Source organism: Prevotella sp. RM4, from assembly GCF_000701965.1.
GTDB lineage: Bacteria > Bacteroidota > Bacteroidia > Bacteroidales > Bacteroidaceae > Prevotella > Prevotella ruminicola.
In genome coordinates this window covers 24,938-45,515 of record NZ_JNKG01000001.1, presented here as the reverse complement: position 1 = coordinate 45,515, position 20,578 = coordinate 24,938, and the positions used below count along the sequence as shown (strand labels likewise).

At 48.0% G+C, this 20,578-nt stretch carries 21 protein-coding genes; 2 read left to right on the top strand and 19 right to left on the bottom strand.

What is annotated here, in order from left to right; genetic code table 11:
* Positions 1–3 precede the first annotated feature (3 nt).
* The 13 genes from T499_RS0100215 to map form a co-directional block, all read right to left on the bottom strand.
* Positions 4–1,071, bottom strand: coding sequence for a BatD family protein (locus T499_RS0100215; protein ID WP_052173227.1), 1,068 nt, complete (start codon positions 1,069–1,071; stop codon positions 4–6).
* The gene (locus T499_RS0100210; protein WP_033149296.1) at positions 1,072–1,941 is read right to left on the bottom strand and encodes a DUF58 domain-containing protein; all 870 of its coding nucleotides are present in this window, start codon (positions 1,939–1,941) and stop codon (positions 1,072–1,074) included.
* A 30-nt stretch (positions 1,942–1,971) separates the two neighbouring features.
* Positions 1,972–2,967 (bottom strand): AAA family ATPase, encoded by a 996-nt coding sequence (locus tag T499_RS0100205; protein WP_013065531.1) that lies wholly within the window; start codon positions 2,965–2,967, stop codon positions 1,972–1,974.
* 144 nt (positions 2,968–3,111) lie between these two features.
* A complete protein-coding gene (locus T499_RS13970; protein WP_052173226.1) occupies positions 3,112–5,439 on the bottom strand; it encodes an HU family DNA-binding protein in 2,328 nt (775 codons plus the stop codon).
* Positions 5,439–5,726: an HU family DNA-binding protein gene (locus T499_RS0100195; RefSeq protein WP_013064518.1), complete on the bottom strand. Its 288-nt coding sequence runs from the start codon at positions 5,724–5,726 to the stop codon at positions 5,439–5,441. The genes T499_RS13970 and T499_RS0100195 overlap by 1 nt, the downstream gene beginning before the upstream one ends.
* On the bottom strand, positions 5,716–7,029 hold the full coding sequence (gene rimO / locus T499_RS0100190; RefSeq protein ID WP_033149295.1) for a 30S ribosomal protein S12 methylthiotransferase RimO: 1,314 nt from the start codon (positions 7,027–7,029) through the stop codon (positions 5,716–5,718). The genes T499_RS0100195 and rimO overlap by 11 nt, the downstream gene beginning before the upstream one ends.
* A gap of 28 nt (positions 7,030–7,057) precedes the next feature.
* Positions 7,058–8,017 (bottom strand): signal recognition particle-docking protein FtsY, encoded by a 960-nt coding sequence (gene ftsY, locus T499_RS0100185; RefSeq protein ID WP_033149294.1) that lies wholly within the window; start codon positions 8,015–8,017, stop codon positions 7,058–7,060.
* Positions 8,018–8,122: 105 nt separating this feature from the next.
* Positions 8,123–8,281 (bottom strand): DUF4295 domain-containing protein, encoded by a 159-nt coding sequence (locus T499_RS14370; protein ID WP_006950479.1) that lies wholly within the window; start codon positions 8,279–8,281, stop codon positions 8,123–8,125.
* 12 nt (positions 8,282–8,293) lie between these two features.
* Complete coding sequence (gene rpmG / locus T499_RS0100180) at positions 8,294–8,485, bottom strand: 50S ribosomal protein L33 (RefSeq protein ID WP_013065340.1); 192 nt, start codon at positions 8,483–8,485, stop codon at positions 8,294–8,296.
* Positions 8,486–8,489: 4 nt separating this feature from the next.
* Positions 8,490–8,753 (bottom strand): 50S ribosomal protein L28, encoded by a 264-nt coding sequence (gene rpmB, locus T499_RS0100175; RefSeq protein ID WP_013063140.1) that lies wholly within the window; start codon positions 8,751–8,753, stop codon positions 8,490–8,492.
* Between the two features lie 119 nt (positions 8,754–8,872).
* A complete protein-coding gene (locus tag T499_RS0100170) occupies positions 8,873–9,388 on the bottom strand; it encodes a CinA family protein (protein WP_013063611.1) in 516 nt (171 codons plus the stop codon).
* A gap of 102 nt (positions 9,389–9,490) precedes the next feature.
* A complete protein-coding gene (gene tsaD, locus T499_RS0100165; RefSeq protein WP_033149293.1) occupies positions 9,491–10,516 on the bottom strand; it encodes a tRNA (adenosine(37)-N6)-threonylcarbamoyltransferase complex transferase subunit TsaD in 1,026 nt (341 codons plus the stop codon).
* A 1-nt stretch (position 10,517) separates the two neighbouring features.
* A complete protein-coding gene (gene map, locus T499_RS0100160; RefSeq protein ID WP_033149292.1) occupies positions 10,518–11,384 on the bottom strand; it encodes a type I methionyl aminopeptidase in 867 nt (288 codons plus the stop codon).
* A gap of 217 nt (positions 11,385–11,601) precedes the next feature.
* Between map and T499_RS0100155 the strand changes: the two genes are divergently transcribed.
* On the top strand, positions 11,602–13,041 hold the full coding sequence (locus T499_RS0100155; RefSeq protein WP_084162833.1) for a DUF1254 domain-containing protein: 1,440 nt from the start codon (positions 11,602–11,604) through the stop codon (positions 13,039–13,041).
* A gap of 86 nt (positions 13,042–13,127) precedes the next feature.
* On the opposite strand, the gene T499_RS0100150 is transcribed toward T499_RS0100155, so the two are convergent.
* From T499_RS0100150 to T499_RS0100125, 6 genes are all read right to left on the bottom strand, one after another.
* A complete protein-coding gene (locus T499_RS0100150) occupies positions 13,128–13,637 on the bottom strand; it encodes a lipocalin-like domain-containing protein (protein ID WP_013063898.1) in 510 nt (169 codons plus the stop codon).
* 116 nt (positions 13,638–13,753) lie between these two features.
* The gene (locus tag T499_RS0100145) at positions 13,754–14,398 is read right to left on the bottom strand and encodes an HAD family hydrolase (protein WP_033149290.1); all 645 of its coding nucleotides are present in this window, start codon (positions 14,396–14,398) and stop codon (positions 13,754–13,756) included.
* Positions 14,395–16,119, bottom strand: a complete 1,725-nt coding sequence (locus T499_RS0100140) for a C69 family dipeptidase (protein ID WP_033149341.1) — start codon at positions 16,117–16,119, stop codon at positions 14,395–14,397. The genes T499_RS0100145 and T499_RS0100140 overlap by 4 nt, the downstream gene beginning before the upstream one ends.
* Before the next feature lie 15 nt (positions 16,120–16,134).
* Positions 16,135–16,986, bottom strand: a complete 852-nt coding sequence (nadC, locus tag T499_RS0100135) for a carboxylating nicotinate-nucleotide diphosphorylase (protein ID WP_033149289.1) — start codon at positions 16,984–16,986, stop codon at positions 16,135–16,137.
* 37 nt (positions 16,987–17,023) lie between these two features.
* The gene (locus T499_RS0100130) at positions 17,024–17,521 is read right to left on the bottom strand and encodes an outer membrane beta-barrel protein (RefSeq protein ID WP_033149340.1); all 498 of its coding nucleotides are present in this window, start codon (positions 17,519–17,521) and stop codon (positions 17,024–17,026) included.
* Between the two features lie 5 nt (positions 17,522–17,526).
* Positions 17,527–18,987, bottom strand: a complete 1,461-nt coding sequence (locus T499_RS0100125; RefSeq protein WP_013063346.1) for a carbon starvation CstA family protein — start codon at positions 18,985–18,987, stop codon at positions 17,527–17,529.
* Positions 18,988–19,095: 108 nt separating this feature from the next.
* On the opposite strand from T499_RS0100125, the gene T499_RS0100120 reads away from it, so the two are divergent.
* Entirely contained in the window at positions 19,096–20,562 is a 1,467-nt protein-coding gene (locus tag T499_RS0100120; RefSeq protein ID WP_033149288.1) for a glycoside hydrolase family 10-like protein, read from the top strand.
* The last annotated feature ends 16 nt before the right edge of the window (positions 20,563–20,578 follow it).

Sequence of the window (20,578 nt, the reverse complement as noted above, 5' to 3'; positions counted from 1 at the left end):
GTTTTAATTCAATAACTGATAAAGGGTGTAAGCCACAAAGCCGAACAGACCGGCGCATACCACCGAGATAAGGGTGATAATGGTTTTGAGCAGGCGGCGCGACTTCTGTGTACGCTGATCCTCCTCAGAGAGCTGTGGTTTAACCTTTTCTTCTACAGGCTGATTCTCGAGCTTGGTCTGATTAATGAAGTCGATGGCGCTCACCAGATTCTTATCGTTCTCGTTGATAAGTGTAGAATACTTGGCGAACTTAACCAGGTCGGCAGTCATAAACAGCTCGCGCAACTCGTCGAGTGCTTTCTGATCCTGCGAGGCGGTGAGGCGTTCGATAATCTCGCTACTGGTCATCTCCATCGCATTGAATCCGTAACGCTCCTCGATATACTTACGCAGGGTATCGGTAAGCTTGGTGTAGTACTCCTTCGAGTTCTCCGAAGCCACCATCTTATCGGCCTTAATCTGCTCAATCTCCTGCATGGCCTTCTGATGTGGCAGCAGGTGCTTAACAATGCGGATATGGGTGATGATGGGCTTGTTGTCGCGCAAACGCAAGTACAGATAGTAGCACAAAGCCAACAGTACCAGCATGAGCACACTCAACCAGAATGGCAAGCTCCACTCGCTCCAAAGGAACGGGTTGTCCTGCACATCCTTAGGACCAAATAACTGATCGACCTTGGTGGTATCCACATCGATGGTGAGCACCTTCAGGGCCAGACTCTTACTCTTATACTGCTTACCATCCACCTTAACGGTAAGTGGTGGCAGATAATAAAGGGTATCGTCGAACGAGGTGAGTGTGTACACCATCGTGCGGGCTTCGAATCCATCACCGATATCCTGCTTCTGCTCCTCGCACTTCAGCACCTCAACACCAGTTGTAATCATCTGTGTGGGCTGAAACTGCGGGAACTCAACCTTCTGACTGGGCTGCACATTGGTAGTGAGTCGCAGGTGAGTCTGCTGACCAACAAAGATCTGAATCGAGTCAATCTCAGCCTCGACAGATACTTGTGCCGAAATCAGCAGCGCATTGGCTATCAGCGATATAAGAAGAAAAATACGTTTCATTTAACTACGTTGTTTAAATAGCAGTAGCAACGATTTCACAAAGTCGTCGTTAGTGGCTATGCTCACATTGTCTACATTGCTCTTATTAAAAGTTTCCTGCAACTGGGCCTGGCGGGTTAACCAGTACTTCTGGTAAGCCTGACGCAGTTTCTTGGAACTTGTATCCACATACTGCTCGTAGCCAGTTTCGGCATCTACAACCTTCATCAATCCCACATCGGGCAACTCGCGTGCACGCTGGTCGTACACCTGGATGGCTACCACATCGTGCTTGCGATTGGCAATCTGCAACGACTGCTGGAAATCGCTACGCACATAGAAGTCGCTCAGGATAAAGGCTGTGGTACGACGTTTCTGGACACTCGACAAGAACTCGATGGCCTGCTTGATATCCGTACGTGTTGACTCGGGCTTAAAGTCGAGCATCTCACGGATAATGTACAGGATATGCTTGCGGCCTTTCTTGGGCGGGATGTACTTCTCGATCTTATCCGAGAAGAAGATCACACCAATCTTATCGTTGTTCTGAATAGCACTGAAGGCAAGGGTGGCAGCAATCTCGGTCACCATATCGCGCTTCATCTGCTTCTGGGTGCCGAAATCAAGCGAACCGCTGACGTCGATCAACAGCATCACCGTCAGCTCGCGCTCCTCTTCGAACACCTTTACATAAGGACGATGGAAACGAGCAGTCACATTCCAGTCGATATCTCGCACATCATCACCGAACTGATACTCGCGCACCTCGCTAAAGGCCATACCCCTACCCTTAAAGGCAGAGTGGTACTGACCTGCAAAGATGTTTGAGCTCAAGCCACGGGTCTTGATCTCGATCTTACGGACTTTCTTTATTATTTCAGAAGTTTCCACTATTCTCTATTCACTAATCACTATTCACTATCAAGGCACTTCAACCTTATTGATAATCTTTGAAACAATCTCCTCGCTGGTAATATTGCTGGCCTCGGCCTCGTAGGTAAGTCCAATACGGTGGCGCAATACATCGTGAGCCACAGCACGAACATCCTCGGGAACCACATAGCCACGACGCTTAATGAAAGCATAAGCGCGAGCAGCCTTAGCCAGATTGATGCTGGCACGAGGCGAACCACCAAACGAAATCATGTCCTTGAGATCCTTCAAGCCATAACGCTCGGGATAACGGGTGGCGAACACGATATCAGCAATATACTGCTCGATCTTCTCGTCGATATAAACCTCGCGAACCACGCTGCGAGCCTTCAGAATCTCCTCGGCTGTAGTTACAGGGGTAACGGTAGGCATCTCGCCTGTGATATTCTCGCGGATAATCTTCTTCTCCTCTTCGAGTGTAGGATAATCGATAACCACCTTGAGCATGAAACGGTCGACCTGTGCCTCAGGCAGTGGGTAGGTACCCTCCTGCTCGATAGGGTTCTGAGTAGCCATTACCAGGAATGGGTTAGGCAACTTAAAGGTCTGACTACCGATAGTAACCTGCTTTTCCTGCATGGCCTCGAGCAGTGCACTCTGCACCTTTGCTGGGGCACGGTTAATTTCATCGGCCAGCACGAAGTTGGCAAATACGGGGCCCTGCTTTACCTGGAACTTCTCGTCCTTCTGCGAGTAGATCATAGTACCTATCACGTCAGCAGGGAGCAAGTCGGGGGTAAACTGAATACGGCTGTAATCTGAATCGATTAACTGCGAAAGGGTCTTAATGGCCAATGTCTTAGCCAGACCTGGCACACCTTCCAGCAAAATATGTCCATCACTCAACAAACCTATCAAAAGCGAGTCGATTAGATGTTTCTGACCAACGATTACGCGGTCCATTCCACTCACAAGATTTGTTACAAATGCGCTTTGTTGTTCAATCCGAATATTTAACTCTCGGATATCAATAGCTTCTGCCATAATATTTATATCTTTAATTGTTTTCTAAATTTGACTGCAAAAATACTTTTTTTAAAGGACTTTGCCACACTTTATCAGTCTAAATAATATTAAAAAAGTTTCCCAAAACCTAAGTTTTAAGAAACTTTTTCATTATTTGCTGATTTAGTTGGCTGTTGCGGCCTTCTTTTTCTTCTTCAACTGCAATTTTGGAATTTTAATTTCCTGGCCAACCTTGAGTGGTGTAGAGGCTTTGATGTTGTTATATACCTCGAGATAACACTCCATATCGGGTCCCAGAACACGGCGTGAAATCTTTACAAGATTGTCGCCTTCCTTCACCTTTACCGTGCGGTCGGTACCTACAATACGATAGGCGCCCAAGCGTACTCTTACGTCCATCGCGTCGTACTTATCGGCAATAGGATTCGACTTGGCCTCGGCCTCTTGCTTAGCCTTGGCTTTTGCTTCAGCATCGGCCTTGGCCTTTGCCTCGGCATCTGCTTTGGCTTTAGCCTCTGCAGCCTTAGCCTCCTCAGCGGCCTTTGCTTCAGCAGCTTTGATATCAGCCTCGGTTGCAGTCGGTTCTGCTGGGGCTTCATCCACTACAGCTTCAATATCAGGGACAGCCTGTGGCTCAGGAGCTGTTTCCTTCTGAACATGGATCACAGTCTCGCTGCTCTCATCAGGCAGGAAGTTGGCATATGGATAATGATTACCCAGCAGATAGCCACAACCTAAACCAATGATACATGCCAGCAAGGCCAATACCCACTTGCCAGCCGACTTTCGTGGACGGGCCGACTCAAACTCATATTCGGGTTCCTCGTTCTCTGGCTCTTCCTCCTCTACCACCTTCTTAGGTGCAGGCTCAGAAACGACCTCGTCTGTAACACCCATACTCTTAAAGGCTGCAGCAAGCTCTTCGTCGGCAGTCATCTTGCGATTCTCTACTACGGGAGCAGGTTCATCCAGAACTACGGGTTCGGGCTCTACCACGTGTGCTCGCTCAGGAATTACGACGGGCTCGGGATCATCCTCAAGCATATCACGCAGCGACTCTTCGGTAATCCTTGTCTCGTCAGAAAGCTGTGTTACAACTGGTTTAACGGGCTCTGGCTCAGGAGCATAAACGGGTTCAGGCTCGGGAGCGTATACCGGTTCTGGTGCAACAACAGGTTCGGGCTCTGGGGTATAAACGGGCTCAACAACAGGTGCTGGCTCTGGGATTACCACAGGCTCGGGCTCGGGTGCTACTACTGGAGCTGGCTCGGGCTCAGGGATTGGCTCGGGTGCAGGAGCTGGTTTCTTGATGGTCTGGAACGAACTCAGGATCGACTGCAGATTAGAATTTGCAGCAGGCCGTGGTGTTTCAACCACCGGCTGAGCAACAGGCTCAGGAGCAACTACTGGCTCTGGTTCGGGAGCTACAACGGGCTCTGGCTCGGGAACAACCACAGGCTCTGGCTCAGGTATTACTACAGGCTCGGGCTCAGGAATTGGCTCGGGCTCAGGGGCAACAACTGGCTCAGGAGCCACAATTGGCTCGGGCTCTGGAGCAACCACAGGCTCGGGTTCTACAACGGGCTCGGGTTCAACCTTGGGTTCTTCGGCGGGCGAAGCAACATAAGGCTCGATAACCCATTCTGGAATATCTTCATCATCGATATCTTCCAGAACTTTTGGTTCTTCCTTTGGGCGAACTGTTGTCTCAGGACGAATAGTCATACCCAACTTCAGTTCCTCCTCAAGTTCATCATCGATATCGTCGTCGAACTCATCATCAAGTGACATCATTTCTTCTACAGGCTCGGCTACGGGCTCTGACTCAGGAACCACAACTGGCTCTGGAGCAACAACTGGTTCAGGAACCACAACGGGCTCAGGCTCGACAATTGGTTCGGGCTCCTCGTTGCCACCAAAGTCAACCAATGGCATAGCTGCATGATCATCGTCGGGAACCACAACTGACTCGGGCTCAGGAGTTACAACTGGTTCAGGCTCAACCACAGGAGCGGGCTCTGGTTCGGGAGCAACTACTGGAGCTGGCTCTGGTTCAACAATTGGTTCGGGCTCTACCACAGGCTCTGGTTCTGGCTCAACGATGGGCTCAGCATCAACTTCGGGCTCGGGAGCATCGGTGGTTGTGGTATCAACATCGTCGAAATCCACACCATCGTTCAGCACTACCGTCTCGAACTGGGCAAATGGCTTGTTTACCAGTTCCTTCAGCAGGGCATCGGGCACAAAGGTAATTTTACCGTGCCCCTCGATCAGCACACGCTCGCCTGTATTTACGTTTACGCTTTCGCGATCTTCAACATCAATAATCTTGAACGTACCCAGACCTTTGACTTTAACCAGCTTATCGGTTTCAAGTCGCTGCTGTACGATATCGAACATAGCACTTACAAACAAACTTGCATCGCGTCTGTTCATCTTTCTGCGCTCAACCAGCACATTGGCTAATTCTTGTATCGAAATCTTTCCCATCACTCAGCTCCTCCATTCTTTACACGTTCTTTCCAACTTACATTTGGCTTAAATGTAAGCACCAGTTTTGGTGGCACCAGCATGCGCTGTCCTGTAGAAGGATTTACCATGATGCGCTCCATCTTCTTCTTAACTTCGAATGTACCGAATGTAGGAATCAGCACTGAGTCGTCGTCCTGAAAATGGTCGCCCATTGCCTCAACTACACAATTCACAAACTGCTGGGTTTCATCAGCCGAATAACCCGTGCGTTGCGCCAATTCTGTGATAAAGTCTTTATTGTTCATATGTTTTAATGATTGTGGTTCCATATAAATCAAATTCTTCCGAATCTGTAATCAATACATCATAGAAGTTGCCGATGGTAAGTTTTGCCTCAGTTGCTGGAATCAGCACCTCAGGGTCAACTTCGGGCGAACAGAACTCGGTACGACCGATATAATAATCACCCTCACGTCGGTCGATAATCACCTTGAATACCTTTCCAACTTTCTCAGCCTCGAGTTCGGCGCTGATATTCTGCTGGATACGCATAATCTTATCCAATCGGCTCTGCTTTACATCCTCAGGCACATCGTCCTCGAAGTTGTCAGCCGAATAGGTTCCTTCTTCTTCCGAATACGAGAAAGCACCCATACGCTCGAAACGAGCCCACTTTACAAAGGCCTTGAGTTCCTCGAAATCCTCGTCGGTCTCGCCTGGGAAACCAACCATCAGGGTGGTACGGATGTGGATGCCGGGCACCTCCTCGCGCATACGACGAACCAGCTCATAGGTCTCGTCCTTAGTCACGTGGCGACGCATACGGCTCAGCATGTTATCTGATACATGCTGGAGTGCGATATCCAGATACTTACATACGTTCTGCTTTTCGCGAATCACACGCAACAGATCCCAAGGGAAGTGTGTGGGATAAGCATAATGCAAGCGAATCCACTCAACACCAGGGATATCGGCCATCTGCTCGATGAGCTCGGCGATATGCTGCTTGCCATCCAAGTCAACACCATAATAGGTTAACTCCTGGGCAATGACATTAAACTCCTTGGTGCCCTGACTAACCAGATAACGCACCTCGTCGAGGATTTCCTGCATGGGGCGACTCTGGTGCTTACCAGTAATTAGAGGGATGGCGCAATACGCACAATGGCGATCACAACCCTCACTAATCTTAATATATGCATAATGCCGTGGTGTGGTGATATGGCGCTTACCCTCGCAAGCGTTATACTCCTCGCCATTCAGGTCTTTCAAAAGTTTCTTATAATTAAATTTGCCGTACCAGCCGTCAACCTCGGGAATCTCTTTTTCCAAGTCGGCCAGATAGCGCTCAGAAAGACAGCCCATCACAAAGAGTTTCTCGATACGACCTTCGGTCTTGGCCTGAGCAAACTCCAGAATGGTGTTGATGCTCTCTTCCTTGGCATCGTTGATAAAACCGCAGGTGTTTACCACCACGATTTCGCCCTGAGGGTCGTCGCTATCGTGTGTACACTGATAGCCATTGGCCTCCATCAAGCCCATCAGAGTCTCGCTATCAACCAGATTCTTTGAGCAGCCCAGGGATATAATATCTATTGTTTTCGCCATTTAATCTTTAATGTTTAATGTTTAATGTTTAATCTTTAATGTCAAACAGCGAATCTACAAACTGACGTTTATTAAACAACTGGAGGTCGGTCATACCCTCGCCCAGTCCGATATATTTTACAGGTACTTTCAACTGGTCAGAAATACCAATTACCACACCACCCTTGGCTGTACCATCAAGCTTGGTGATAGCCAGCGAGGTAATCTGTGTAACGGCAGCAAACTGCTTGGCCTGTTCGAAGGCATTCTGACCGGTAGAGCCATCAAGCACCAGCATCACCTCGTCGGGTGCCTCGGGCAGTACCTTCTTCATCACATCCTTAATCTTCTTCAGCTCGTTCATCAAGCCTACCTTATTGTGCAGTCGACCAGCGGTATCAATCAATACCACATCGGCACCATTAGCCTTGGCACTCTGCAGGGTATCGAACGCCACGCTGGCGGGATCACTACCCATCTGCTGCTTGATAACAGGCACACCTACGCGCTCGCCCCAGATACACAACTGCTCAACAGCAGCTGCACGGAATGTATCAGCAGCACCTAAGTAAACCTTCTTGCCGGCCTGCTTGAACTGCCAAGCCAGCTTACCTATGGTTGTGGTTTTACCAACGCCGTTCACGCCTACCACCAGAATAACGTAGGGCTTATGATCGGCGGGCAAATCCCAATTATCGTTATCATCTGAATTATTCTCCGCCAGCAGTTCGGCTATCTCCTCACGGAGAATGCGGTTAAGTTCAGAAGTGCTGACATATTTATCGCGAGCCACACGCTCCTCGATGCGCTGAATAATCTTCAATGTGGTATCTACACCCACATCGCTGGTGATGAGCACCTCTTCAAGATTATCCAATACATCATCATCAACCTTCGACTTACCGGCTACGGCACGAGTCAGTTTATCGAACACACTCGTTTTGGTTTTCTCCAAACCCTTATCGAGCGTCTCCTTTTTATCCTTACTAAAAAATCCAAATAATCCCATATTGCAATATTTTCGATTGCAAAGATAGGCATAATTTACGACACAACCAAAAAAAGAGGCCGCAAATTTCCTTGCGACCTCTAATTTCAATATAATAAATGTAAATTAGTTCTTGAAAAAGTCCTTAACGGCCTCGTTGGGAACCATCTGCTCGTCGAAGATGTAAGCACCAGTCTTAGGGCTCTTAACCATCTTGATTACCTTTGTGTAAGCGCGACCATCCTTTGAGCCTTCGTGGAGGGTTGCGACGGTTTTCTTTGCCATACTTCAGTCGTATTATTTAATCTCCTTGTGAAGAGTCATCTTCTTCAGGATTGGGTTATACTTCATAAGCTCCATACGCTCTGGCGTATTCTTACGATTCTTGGTGGTTACGTAACGGCTAGTACCGGGCATACCACTATTCTTGTGCTCTGTGCACTCCAGGATAACCTGAACGCGATTACCTTTAGCTTTCTTTCCTGCCATGATTTTAATCTCCTATCACTTTAATGTCCTTCCAGTCTACAAATCCTTTGGCAACAGCCTGCTTCAAGGCAGCATCCAGACCTACTTTATTGATCATACGAAGACCAGCAGCGCTAATCTTCAACTGAATCCAGCAACCCTCCTCTACGTAGTAGAACTTCTTGCTGAAAAGGTTAACGTCAAAGCTTCTCTTTGTACGGTGCTTTGAGTGAGACACATTGCAACCTATCTGTGCCTTCTTTCCTGTAATTTGACAAATCTTAGACATTTCTATCTACCTTTTTACTTGTGATTTACACTTACTTATTCCAAACAGCGTGCAAAATTACACAATTTTATTGAGATTCAGATAATTACACGACCGGAAATTCAAAGAATTAATGATTTTTAACCTTCTCGCGTGGGTCTGGGGGCATCTTCCTCCTTCAAAAAGCCCAAAAACATCTCCATAGCACGATTGGTAGCAATGGCCAGATTGATGTCGCGCCCATAGTCTTCTTCGAGCTTCATGGTTACCACTTTTTCGGGACGTCCGCATGCCAACCAGATGGTGCCAACAGGAATCTCCTTGGTACCGCCGGTAGGACCAGCAAAACCGGTAGCAGCAATTGCATAATCAGTATTCAGCGCCTTACACGCCCCCTTTACCATAGCTATCGCAACCTCCTCACACACAGCGGTTTTCTCTTCGAGCAACTGATGGTCAACACCCAGCAGATTCTCCTTAACCTCGTTGATATATGAGATAATACCACCCTTGAAATACTTTGATGCGCCAGGTACTGCAATAATAGCCTCAGCTATACGGCCACCAGTGCAACTCTCGGCAGTACTTACAGTCTTCTCGGTCTCCCAGAGGATTTCACTTACCTCTCTACTTGTTATCTTACTTTCAAAATCCATATTTAGTTTAATTTTCTTTTTTTGCAACGGACTACAGGACTTAAAGTTTATTTTCCAGTGATAATCAATCTTATTAGTCCTGTTGTCCGTTGCTAATTATTACTACTTAAACGTTACTTTACTGAATGCGGGGGCGCTGATGTCGCAGAACTGCTGATCCTGATACTTATAATAGCCCACAATACCAATCATGGCCGCATTATCGGTGGTATAACTGAACTTGGGGATATAAATCGTCCAGCCATAACGCTTCTCGGCATCGTAGAACGCATTGCGCAAGCCGTTATTAGCACTCACACCACCAGCCACAGCCACGTGCTTGATACCTGTCTGCTTCACAGCCTTCTTCAGCTTCTTCATCAGGATATCAACAATCGTCCACTCCAGCGAGGCAGCGATATCTTCCTTGTGCTTCTCGATAAAGTCGGAATCCTCGGCCACCCACTTCTGCATCGAATACAGGAACGAGGTCTTCAAGCCCGAGAAACTATAATCGAGACCAGGGATATTAGGCTCGGCAAACTGATAGGCCTTAGGATTTCCCTGACGAGCCAATCGGTCGATAATAGGACCACCGGGATAACCCAGTCCCATTACCTTCGAGCACTTATCGATAGCCTCACCAGCAGCATCGTCGATAGTCTGTCCAAGCACCTCCATATCGTTATAGGCGTTCACCTTTACAATCTGCGAGTTACCACCTGATACCAACAGGCACAGGAATGGCAATGGTGGCTGGTGCTGATCGTCCTCGCTCTCCTTGATAAAATGTGCCATCACGTGTCCCTGCAGATGGTTTACATCAATCATAGGGATACCCAACGAGCGGGCAAAACCTTTGGCAAAGCTTACGCCTACCAGCAACGAGCCCATCAGTCCGGGACCGCGGGTAAAGGCAATCGCTGTTAAATCCTCTTTGGTAATACCAGCTTTCTTGATGGCCTGATCAACTACAGGCACCACATTCTGTTGGTGTGCTCTTGATGCCAACTCGGGCACTACGCCACCGTATGCCTCGTGTACAGCCTGCGATGCTGTGACGTTCGACAGCAGGATACCATTCTTCAGTACAGCTGCCGAAGTATCATCACACGAGCTTTCTATACCTAATATATATATATCCTTCATCTTAGTACGTCAGTATCTCTACACCATGTTCTGTCATCACGAGTGTATGCTCCCACTGTGCGCTAGGCAACTCATCTTCGGTAATAACCTCCCATCCGTATGGATCGTCGGCATCGATGAATACCTTCCAGGTACCCATGTTAATCATAGGTTCGATGGTGAACACCATACCAGGAACCAGCAGCATACCGGTACCACAATGTCCGTAGTGCTCTACATCGGGCTCCTCGTGGAATTTCAGTCCCACGCCGTGTCCGGCCAGATCGCGAACGATACCATAGCCGTATTTCTTACAGTGCTTCTCGATGGCATGACCGATATCGCCCACAAAGCCATAAGGCTTAGCAGCCTCCATACCAATCTCCAGACACTCCTTAGCTACACGCACCAGCTGCTCCTTCTCGGGTGTAGTCTTGCCGATGATAAACATACGACTGGCGTCGGCATAATAGCCATCAAGGATGGTAGTAAAGTCAACATTGATGATATCGCCCTCTTCGAGCACATCTTCCTCCTTGGGGATACCGTGACATACCACCTCGTTGATCGAGGTGCACACGCTCATGGGGAATCCTTCGTAATTCAAGCAGGCTGGGATGGCACCAGCATCCTCGCACACCTTGCGACAAATCTGGTCGATCTCGAGTGTGTTCATTCCAGCCTTAATCTCCTTGGCCACTGCGTCGAGCACAGCGGTATTTACAACACCCGCCTTACGGATGCCTTCTATCTGTTCAGGGGTTTTAATCAAGTCACGTGTTGGCACCAGCTTACCTTTGTTCTCCCAATACATAATGGTTTTATCCATCTCTGTGGGCTCCTGTCCGGGCAAGCAATGCCATCTTCTTTTTTTCTTAAATGCACTCATTTCACCTTATTATATATATAATCGGGTGCAAAGTTACTGCAAATTATGCGAATAACCAAAGGAAAATACTTTTTTCTTTATTTATGCGAGTTACATCCATCTACCACAACAGTGGTTTATATGTTTAATTTTTTCTTTATATATTTTGTTTTTTCAATTTATTTTCATATCTTTGCCGCCATAAACAAAATATCACTATAAATCAAATTTATTCAGTATGAAAACAAAACTAATTCACTACCTTGCTACAGCAGCCATGATGCTGCTGGCAACCATCGTTGGCACAGGATGCAATACCTATTCCGACAACCCCGCTAATGCGTCAAAAAATCTAACCGATGCCGAGAAGGCCGATTTGCTTGAGCGAGCCTACGTCTATGCACTGCCGCTGATGCTCATGGACGCTACCTATATTCATATGACTAACGTAGTAGAACCCGTTGGTCAGCAGCAGGCACCAGCCAACCGTCTGATTCACGCCCGCGTGCTGGCCAATGCTAATACCAAAGAGGTGGTGACACCTAACGTGGACACCAACTACACACAGGTGATGATGGACCTCTCAGGAGATGCACTCGTGTTGCGCCTGCCACACACCGATCGTTTCTGTCTGGCTCAGATTCTTGATGCCTGGAGCAACTGCATAGCAGCTCCTGTTGCCACCGATATCGAGGGTGAATATGGTTACTTCTGTTTTACCGGTCCTAACTTTAAAGGCGAAGTGCCAGCCAACATGACTCACATCGCCAGTCCTACCGACCATGTGTGGATGCTGCTGCGTACTGTTTGCAAGGGTAAGGATGACCTGGACAACGTACATGCTATCCAGGACGAGATGCGTACCTATATGCTGAACGACTTCCTGACTACCGGCGCAGAATATACAGGTAAGGGTACCTACAACCCTGATTACGACTTTAAAGCTCCTGTGGATTACATCATGACGATGCCTATGGACAAATTCTTTGCTCGCGCCAATGAGCTGATGCTCACCAATCCACCAGCAAAAGAAGATGCCGAATGGCTGGCCGACCTTAAGCGTATCAATGTAGGTCCTGGTCTGAAATTCGACGCTTCCATCTTCGGCAGTGAGGCAGAGACATTGTGGAAAAACCTCGTAACCAATATTATCGCTATCACAACGCCACGCAGTCAGCAGTTTGTTAAGCCCAATGGCTCTTGGCAGTTCTATGGCGAACCTATTGCAGAGTTCGGTACCGAATACTATTATCGTGCTCTTATTGCTGTGGCAGCCCTCGCAGCTAATCCTGTAAGCGTGGCTGTATATCCACGCGCCAACGTTGATGCCGATGGACAGCACCTTAATGGCAATCATCGCTATCGTCTGCATATAACTTCTGACAACTGGCCAGAAACAAAGCCTTACGGTTTCTGGAGTGTGACCCTCTATGGCGAAGACAACTTCCTCTACGACAACGAGCAGAATCGCTATAATATCACAGACCGCGACAACTGGAAGCGCAATGATGATGGTTCACTCGACATTTATGTTTCGCACGAACCGGATACAGACCATCCCGATAACTGGCTGCCTGCACCTGCTGACGACTTCCATCTTATCTTCCGTATCTACAACCCAGTTGATCGTATCGCCCATAACGAGTGGACCATGCCTATCATCACCCGCCTGGATTGATATCCCAGATACCTCAAATTTACCCAAACACTAACCCCGCTCTACTATGATAGTAAAGCGGGGTTAGTATTAGGGGAAAACTGCATTTACTTGATACGGGGATGTGTGGGGCGAGCCTCGTTGGCATCGGCTGCACTGCGGGTGCGATAGTGACTGCCACCCCAGTTGTAGTCGTAGTCGTATTTACGAGTAGAGTTACGCAGCTCGAAGCTTACTTCCTTGTCGCCATCCCAGAAGCGGCCACGGAATCGATTTGAGTTCAAAGAGTAGCTACGGATTTCTACACGAGCGCCATCTTCGAAGCGGATATAAATGGTACCAAAATCAACATACCACTCGAAACGATATACCTCGTAGTCACGTGGTCCATAATAATCGGCCCAGAGACCATTACCCTCAGTGTAAGAGTTTGAGTATCGCAGGAATGTGATTTCAGAATCAACATACGCCTCACCATAAGCATCGGCAATCGACATATTACCAACCCATGTGCCTTCGAGATCGTAGGCGATTTCCTCATCGGTTTCGCAAGACGTGAACGACAGTGTCATCAATCCCATCATCGCGATCATCAGTGTTGTGTAGAGCTTCTTCATAATTGTACCCTTTCTATTTTTTTTGTTAGACATTCGATTATTTTTTGATATTGCAAAGTTAGATAATTTAGCTTACTCCTACAAAGGAAAATCCATAAACCACAATGGGGAATTCCCTAAAGTAGAGAGGAAAGTTGGTTAAAGTCCATATTCCGATAATCGGATATCTGGATGTCGGACAATTCGCTGATCGACTCTGCCGAATTGGTGGTTGCCAGTCCCACTACCTTCATATTGGCAGCACGACCAGAACGCAGACCATTAAAGCTATCCTCGAAAACAATACACTCATCGGTGCTTGCACCCAAGCGCGCGGCGGCTTTGAGATAACAATCGGGATCGGGCTTACTACGCTCGAAATCCTCGCTGGTAAGAATAGCATCAAACAACGACTTAAACTCAGGCTGATAGCGATACACAGCCTGCATCTTAGGCAAATTAGAGCTGGTTACAACTGCCGTTTTCACACCATGAGCGCGCAAATCGGCAATCATCTGCTCAAAGCCCTCGATATAGTCGTAATGCATGTGGCTCTCGTATTCGTTAAGTCTATCTGTGATTACAGGCTGCTCTTTCTCCAACGGACCACTGAACCACTGATCGTAGATCTGTGTGAGCGTCTGACCTTTAATTTCGTGTTCCAGACCTGGACGTTCGGGGTGATAGAGTCGACACTGAGAACCCCAGAAAATAGAATACTGGGGTTCTGTGTCGAATACTACACCATCGAGGTCGAAGAGTGCGGCTTTCAATGTGCTCATTTCTTCTCCTCCACTGGTACGAGATATTTGTCGCCTGTCTGCTTCAACAAATCACGCGCATACTGCTCAGGATAACCAGGACGCTCTGCACGTGCACCATGTCCATAAGGTGTGCGCAGGAAAGTGCCGTTGGCATCTGTTGGCTTAACAGCCATATCGTTAAACTTCACAATCAGGAAGAAGGCCAGCTTCTGCCAACGAGCAATCATCTCGTCGCCCTTCTTGCAGCTGTAATTAGTCAGGAACTTCACACGCTCCTCGGCTGTAGGCAATGCGAGGGCCTTAGCCTCGATCTCGGGCTGAAGCTGAGCATACGAAGCGTCGAGCGAATCGCGAACGGCCTGCAGGGTTGGGAACAACTGTGAGTAACGAGGATAAACCATATTGCTAACCCAGTTGCATACCCAGAAAGCATTGTCCATCGAGAAAGTTACGTCATCGGCACCCTCCTCAGTAAAGCACCTGGGGCGACGTGTGATACAAGAGTACATAGGTGTGTAAGCCACCATGTTACCATCGTCGTTACCAAACCAGAAACAAGCACCAACCTCGCGAGGCATCCAGCTACGCATCTGTGAGATAAAGCTCCAAGCAGTCTGCTGGGTTGAGATAGGACGCTCGTTGAATACATCCTGCTCGCCCACCTTGAATGTAAGAGGTGTTGGACGATAAGGCATCTGATAGATACCGCCACCGATATTGGTATCGAGAGCGAATGGTGTGCCCTCGTAGTGATCGCGCATAGCATCGCGCAGATCCTGGATGGTTACCTTCTTGTTAGGGATAATCCAAAGTGGCATCTCCTTAGCGTTCTTCTCCTTACCGGCTGCATAGGGAACATACTCCGAGAAATCGTCGGCAAAGCGGTTAAAAAAGCTCCAAACACGAGCCTCGCAGAAACGACGACCCGAGAAGTCGGGAGCAGCGTAAGCAGCATTATAGCTGAAGTCGGCATCCTTACCATCAAACCAGCCCATCGCACGTGCATAGCTTACCACATTGCTTGAGCAAAGCATCAGGTTGGGAACAGGCTTCTTACCGTTAACGGCATACTTCTTACCAAACAGGTCCATCATCTTTACCTGTACATAGCGACCATCCAGGAACTTGGTGATACGACTCTGGTTAGCGTGAGCTGCTACAGCATTATCAGGAATGCGTACAGCTACCCAAACGGTGCGCTCCTTCGACTTGGTGCGATCAGGACCGCAGCCCATCATCTCCAGCATCCAAGCCTCGTCCTTATCAGCTACAGAGAAGGTCTCACCCTCAGAGTAGTAACCATACTGCTCAACAAGCGAAGTCATAATCTGCAGGGCCTCGCGAGCAGTCTTAGAACGCTGCAGGGCGATGTAGATAAGCGAACCATAATCGATAACACCTGTAGAGTCGGCCATCTCATGGCGACCACCAAAGGTAGTCTCGCCAATGGTTACCTGCCACTCGTTAGAGTTACCAATCACATTATAGGTCTCGGCAGCCTCGGCAATCTCGCCGAGATACTTGTTTGTATCCCACTCGTACACCTTACGCATCTCACCTGGCTGATGCTTGGCTGCGGGATAGTGATAGAGGGGCATGAATGCGCCATACGAGTCGGCATTATAAGTTACAAACACCGAACCGTCGGCGCTGGCTTTCTTGCCAACAATAAAGTTAGTACATGCCGATGCGCCCATTACGGCCATCAGCGCAATTGCTAGTATCAGTTTTCTTTTCATATACATTATTATATATTAGTCACAAGCTTTGAAACTCATGTCGAGTCCCTTAACAGAGTGTGTGAGCGCACCAACGCTGATGAAATCTACACCCTGTTCAGCATAATCACGGATGGTATCGAAGGTGATACCGCCGCTCGATTCTGTCTCATAACGATGGTTGATAATATCAACCGCCTTCTTGGTATCGGGCACGCTGAAGTTATCGAGCATGATACGGTCCACACCTCCGTGGTCGAGCACCTGCTGCAACTCATCGAACGAACGAACCTCGATCTCAATCTTCAGGTTCAAACCTTTCTCTTCGAGATACTTGTGGCAACGGTCGATAGCGTTGGTGATACCACCTGCGAAATCAACATGATTATCCTTGAGTAGAATCATATCAAACAAGCCGATACGGTGATTGCAACCACCACCAATCTTTACGGCCTGCTTCTCGAGCATACGCATACCAGGTGTGGTTTTACGGGTATCAAGCACACGGGTGCTGGTACCCTCCAGACGCTTCACATACTTATCGGTCATGGTGGCAATACCACTCATGCGCTGCATGATATTCAGCATCAGACGCTCGGTCTGAAGCAGCGAACGGATTTTTCCTGAAACAATCATGGCGATATCGCCTTTCTTTACGCGGGTTCCATCCTGCATCAGCACCTCAACCTGCATGGTGGGGTCGAAACGGTGGAACACTTCTTTTGCAATTTCTACTCCTGCCAAGATACCATCTTCCTTAATCAGCAGATGACTCTTACCCATTGCATCCTCGGGGATACAGCACAAGGTAGTGTGGTCGCCATCGCCTATATCTTCGGCAAACGACAGATCTATCAGTCTGTCAACCAATTCATCAACACTTAACATTAATTTTAAATTTTACTATTTTACTATTATTTTGATTTTAGAAATAAATTCCGAATCCGAGACGTACGCCGAATCCTGAGTAGTCAGAATCCTTGGTGCTGTGCTCATAATATACCTCAGGCTCAATAGTGAGCTTACCTGTCAGGAAGTAAGCGTAACCTACGCTCAGCTCAGGACGGAAATCGCTGAAGTCGTCGCAATGTACATACTTGGCTGTAGCACCTGCATACACACCGCAACTCTCAAAATAATAACGCAGTCCGGCACCCAACTGTACCACCGATGGGAAATCGGTCTGAGCCTGATAACCTACCAAACCAGTAATCATCCAGTCGTCGGCAATGAGATAACCGCCTTTGGCATGAAGATCGAAGGTCCAATCGCTACCCTTGTGATAGTTCAAATCCAAACCTGAGAGGGAGGCACCTACGTACCACTTATCCTGAGAGAAAACTTTCTGAGAATCGTTCAGATACTGTGCGTTAGCACCGATTGCCATCATCAGGCCGATAGCAGCCATCATCAACTTTTTCATAATCATTACTGTTTTAAGTTATTATTCTTTCGATACCATAATACAAACCATACGATAGCTACACCCAGACAAACTGCGCCATAAGGATAACCATCGTTGCCAAGACCCAGGAACTGCTTCGACACAAAGAAGTAGGTTGAGCAAACGGTAGTCATAAACAAGGCAGGAATCAACGTGAGCCAGAAACACTTGTTGTTGCGAACCAGATAAACGGTGATGGTCCAGAGTGTGAACACGCTGAGTGCCTGATTACTCCAACCGAAATACTGCCAGATGGTATTGAAACCATCGGGATTCTCAATCTGCCATACCAGCATAGCGATAGAGATGGCAAACAAGGGGATACAGATAAGTAAGCGCTTAGGGATGGGGCGCTGATTCATCTTTAACCACTCGGCAACAATCAGTCGGGCCGAACGGAAAGCAGTATCACCCGATGTGATAGGTGCAGCAACTACTCCCAACATAGCCAGGATAGCACCAACAACACCCAACCACTCGTTACAAACCAAGTTTACTACAGCAGGAGCCGAAGTATGGAATCCAGCAGTAGCCTGCTCAATCAGCGTATAGCCTGGAGCGGGGGTACCATAGAAGAACCACGATGCTACTGTAGCCCAGATAAGTGCCACGATACCCTCGGTAATCATGGCGCCGTAGAAGATGGGGCGACCCATTTTCTCGCTCTTTACGCAACGGGCCATCAGCGGACTCTGTGTAGCATGGAAACCTGAGATAGCACCACAGGCAATGGTGATAAACAAAGCTGGGAAGATGTTATCCTTCCAGGTATCAGGATGGGTAGCGGCACCAAGGTTGTAGAAGGTGTTCCATAGCTCGGGCACTGTGGGCCAATGCAGGAACAACCACACCATCAGCGCAGCTGCCATAAACAGCAGCGAGAAGGCGAAGAGCGGATATATCTTTCCGATAATCTTGTCAATAGGCAACATAGTGGCAATGACATAATAGCTGAAAATGATGATAATCCACATAAGGGTGTCACCACCTATAGAATGCAGAATCTCGGCTGGCGAATAGACAAACACCGCACCTACTATAATGAGCAGCAGCACGGTGAACACCAGCATGATATTCTTGGTGGTCTTGCCCAGATACTGACCGATGAGTTCCGGCAGGCCTGCACCATCATGACGCATAGACAGCATGCCCGACAGATAATCGTGGGTGGCACCGGCGAAAATACATCCAAAAACAATCCACAGATACGCTACAGGACCAAACTTGGCACCCATGATAGCACCAAAGATAGGACCTGTGCCTGCAATGTTGAGAAACTGGATCATGAAGATTTTCCATGAAGGAAGTACGATGTAGTCTAGGCCATCAGCTTTGGCAACAGCTGGAGTCACACGGTCGTCGGGACCAAACACACGCTCTACCAGGCGACCATAGAAGAAGTAGCCTATCACAAGAGCAACGAGACTCAATACAAACGAAATCATCTTTCTTTAGCTATTTTTGAATTATTTTTGTGCAAAAGTAGTGTTTTTATTTGAGAAATGGAAAAAATAAAGTAACTTTGCACCAAAATTATCAAAAAAAATATCATTTTGAAGACAATTATACATATTTTCGTGCTTTTAGCACTTGTGCTAACCACCAAAGCGAATACACAAAAACATGAAGTCAGAGCCGTTTGGTTAACCACCATTGGCGGTATCGACTGGCCTCACTCCTACTCTACACCTACCCAGCAGCGCGAGTTGATTTCGATTCTCGACCAACTGCAGCAGGCTGGTATCAATACCGTACTGATACAAACCCGAGTGCGTGCCACCACTATTTTCCCAACCACCACTGAGCCTTGGGACGGTTGCATTACTGGTCATCCTGGCAAATCGCCAGGTTACGACCCTCTGCAGTTCTGCATTAACGAGTGCCATAAGCGTGGTATGGAGTGCCACGCTTGGATTGTTACCATCCCCGTTGGAAAATGGAACGGTACAGGCTGTAAGCAGCTCCGACAGAAATACCCATCGCTGATTCGTAAGATTGGCGACGAGGGATATATGGATCCCGAAAAGCCACAAACGGGCGATTATTTGGCCCAGTTCTGTGCCGAAGTAACCCGCAATTACGATGTAGATGGCATCCATCTGGATTACATCCGCTACCCCGAAACCTGGAAGCTGAAGGTGTCGCGCCCACAAGGACGACAGTACATCACCGACATCGTTCGCAAGATTAATCGTGCCGTTAAAGGTTTAAAGCCATGGATTAAGCTATCTTGCTCGCCTATAGGCAAATACGACGACCTAACCAGATACAAAAGTTCGGGTTGGAATGCAAACACTACCGTCTGCCAGGACGCCCAAGGTTGGCTGCGCGACGGACTGATGGATGCCCTGTACCCGATGATGTATTTTCAGGGTAATAACTTCTTCCCCTTTGCGGTAGATTGGTTGGAGCATAGCTACGGACGTATGGTAGCTCCAGGCCTGGCTGTTTACATGATGCATCCCCGCGAAAAGAACTGGAATCTGGATGTGATTACCCGCGAGATGAACGTGCTGCGCCAGCTTGGTTTGGGATGCACTTTCTTCCGCAGTAAGTTCTTTACCGACAATACCAAAGGTATCTACGATTTTACCTGCGACTTTAATATGGTGCCAGCCTTGATTCCACCTATGACGTGGGCAGGCAAGCAGGCCCCATCGGCTGTTAGCCATTTGCAGATGAAACGCGGTATGATCAACGATATGATATCGTGGCAGAAGGCTACCGACTATTCGGGTGCCGACTATCTATTATATAATGTCTATGCCTCAGAAACACTACCCGTTGATGTAAACAATCCCGAGAACCTGATTGCTACCCGTCAGCGTGATTTGTCGATTACCGTACCCCATAAGGGTCGCACCTTGTATTACGCCGTTACGGCCATGAACCGCTACGGTATGGAGGGCGAAGCAGCCAGCATCCCCTCTACTATAGCCCCCAACGGTGGTAAACCATATGATTTTCGTGAGCTCATCATGGGAAATAAGCTAAAAAAGTACAAATCAACAAAGAAATGAGCTAAAAACACAACCT

Excerpts from the sequence above, each read along its gene's own strand:
- T499_RS0100215 (WP_052173227.1), bottom strand. The coding sequence starts at position 1,071 with ATGAAACGTATTTTTCTTCTTATATCGCTGATAGCCAATGCGCTGCTG.
- T499_RS0100205 (WP_013065531.1), bottom strand. The coding sequence starts at position 2,967 with ATGGCAGAAGCTATTGATATCCGAGAGTTAAATATTCGGATTGAACAA.
- T499_RS13970 (WP_052173226.1), bottom strand. The coding sequence starts at position 5,439 with ATGGGAAAGATTTCGATACAAGAATTAGCCAATGTGCTGGTTGAGCGC.
- T499_RS0100195 (WP_013064518.1), bottom strand. The coding sequence starts at position 5,726 with ATGAACAATAAAGACTTTATCACAGAATTGGCGCAACGCACGGGTTAT.
- rimO (WP_033149295.1), bottom strand. The coding sequence starts at position 7,029 with ATGGCGAAAACAATAGATATTATATCCCTGGGCTGCTCAAAGAATCTG.
- ftsY (WP_033149294.1), bottom strand. The coding sequence starts at position 8,017 with ATGGGATTATTTGGATTTTTTAGTAAGGATAAAAAGGAGACGCTCGAT.
- T499_RS14370 (WP_006950479.1), bottom strand. The coding sequence starts at position 8,281 with ATGGCAAAGAAAACCGTCGCAACCCTCCACGAAGGCTCAAAGGATGGT.
- rpmG (WP_013065340.1), bottom strand. The coding sequence starts at position 8,485 with ATGGCAGGAAAGAAAGCTAAAGGTAATCGCGTTCAGGTTATCCTGGAG.
- rpmB (WP_013063140.1), bottom strand. The coding sequence starts at position 8,753 with ATGTCTAAGATTTGTCAAATTACAGGAAAGAAGGCACAGATAGGTTGC.
- T499_RS0100170 (WP_013063611.1), bottom strand. The coding sequence starts at position 9,388 with ATGGATTTTGAAAGTAAGATAACAAGTAGAGAGGTAAGTGAAATCCTC.
- tsaD (WP_033149293.1), bottom strand. The coding sequence starts at position 10,516 with ATGAAGGATATATATATATTAGGTATAGAAAGCTCGTGTGATGATACT.
- map (WP_033149292.1), bottom strand. The coding sequence starts at position 11,384 with ATGAGTGCATTTAAGAAAAAAAGAAGATGGCATTGCTTGCCCGGACAG.
- T499_RS0100155 (WP_084162833.1), top strand. The coding sequence starts at position 11,602 with ATGAAAACAAAACTAATTCACTACCTTGCTACAGCAGCCATGATGCTG.
- T499_RS0100150 (WP_013063898.1), bottom strand. The coding sequence starts at position 13,637 with ATGAAGAAGCTCTACACAACACTGATGATCGCGATGATGGGATTGATG.
- T499_RS0100145 (WP_033149290.1), bottom strand. The coding sequence starts at position 14,398 with ATGAGCACATTGAAAGCCGCACTCTTCGACCTCGATGGTGTAGTATTC.
- T499_RS0100140 (WP_033149341.1), bottom strand. The coding sequence starts at position 16,119 with ATGAAAAGAAAACTGATACTAGCAATTGCGCTGATGGCCGTAATGGGC.
- nadC (WP_033149289.1), bottom strand. The coding sequence starts at position 16,986 with ATGTTAAGTGTTGATGAATTGGTTGACAGACTGATAGATCTGTCGTTT.
- T499_RS0100130 (WP_033149340.1), bottom strand. The coding sequence starts at position 17,521 with ATGAAAAAGTTGATGATGGCTGCTATCGGCCTGATGATGGCAATCGGT.
- T499_RS0100125 (WP_013063346.1), bottom strand. The coding sequence starts at position 18,987 with ATGATTTCGTTTGTATTGAGTCTCGTTGCTCTTGTGATAGGCTACTTC.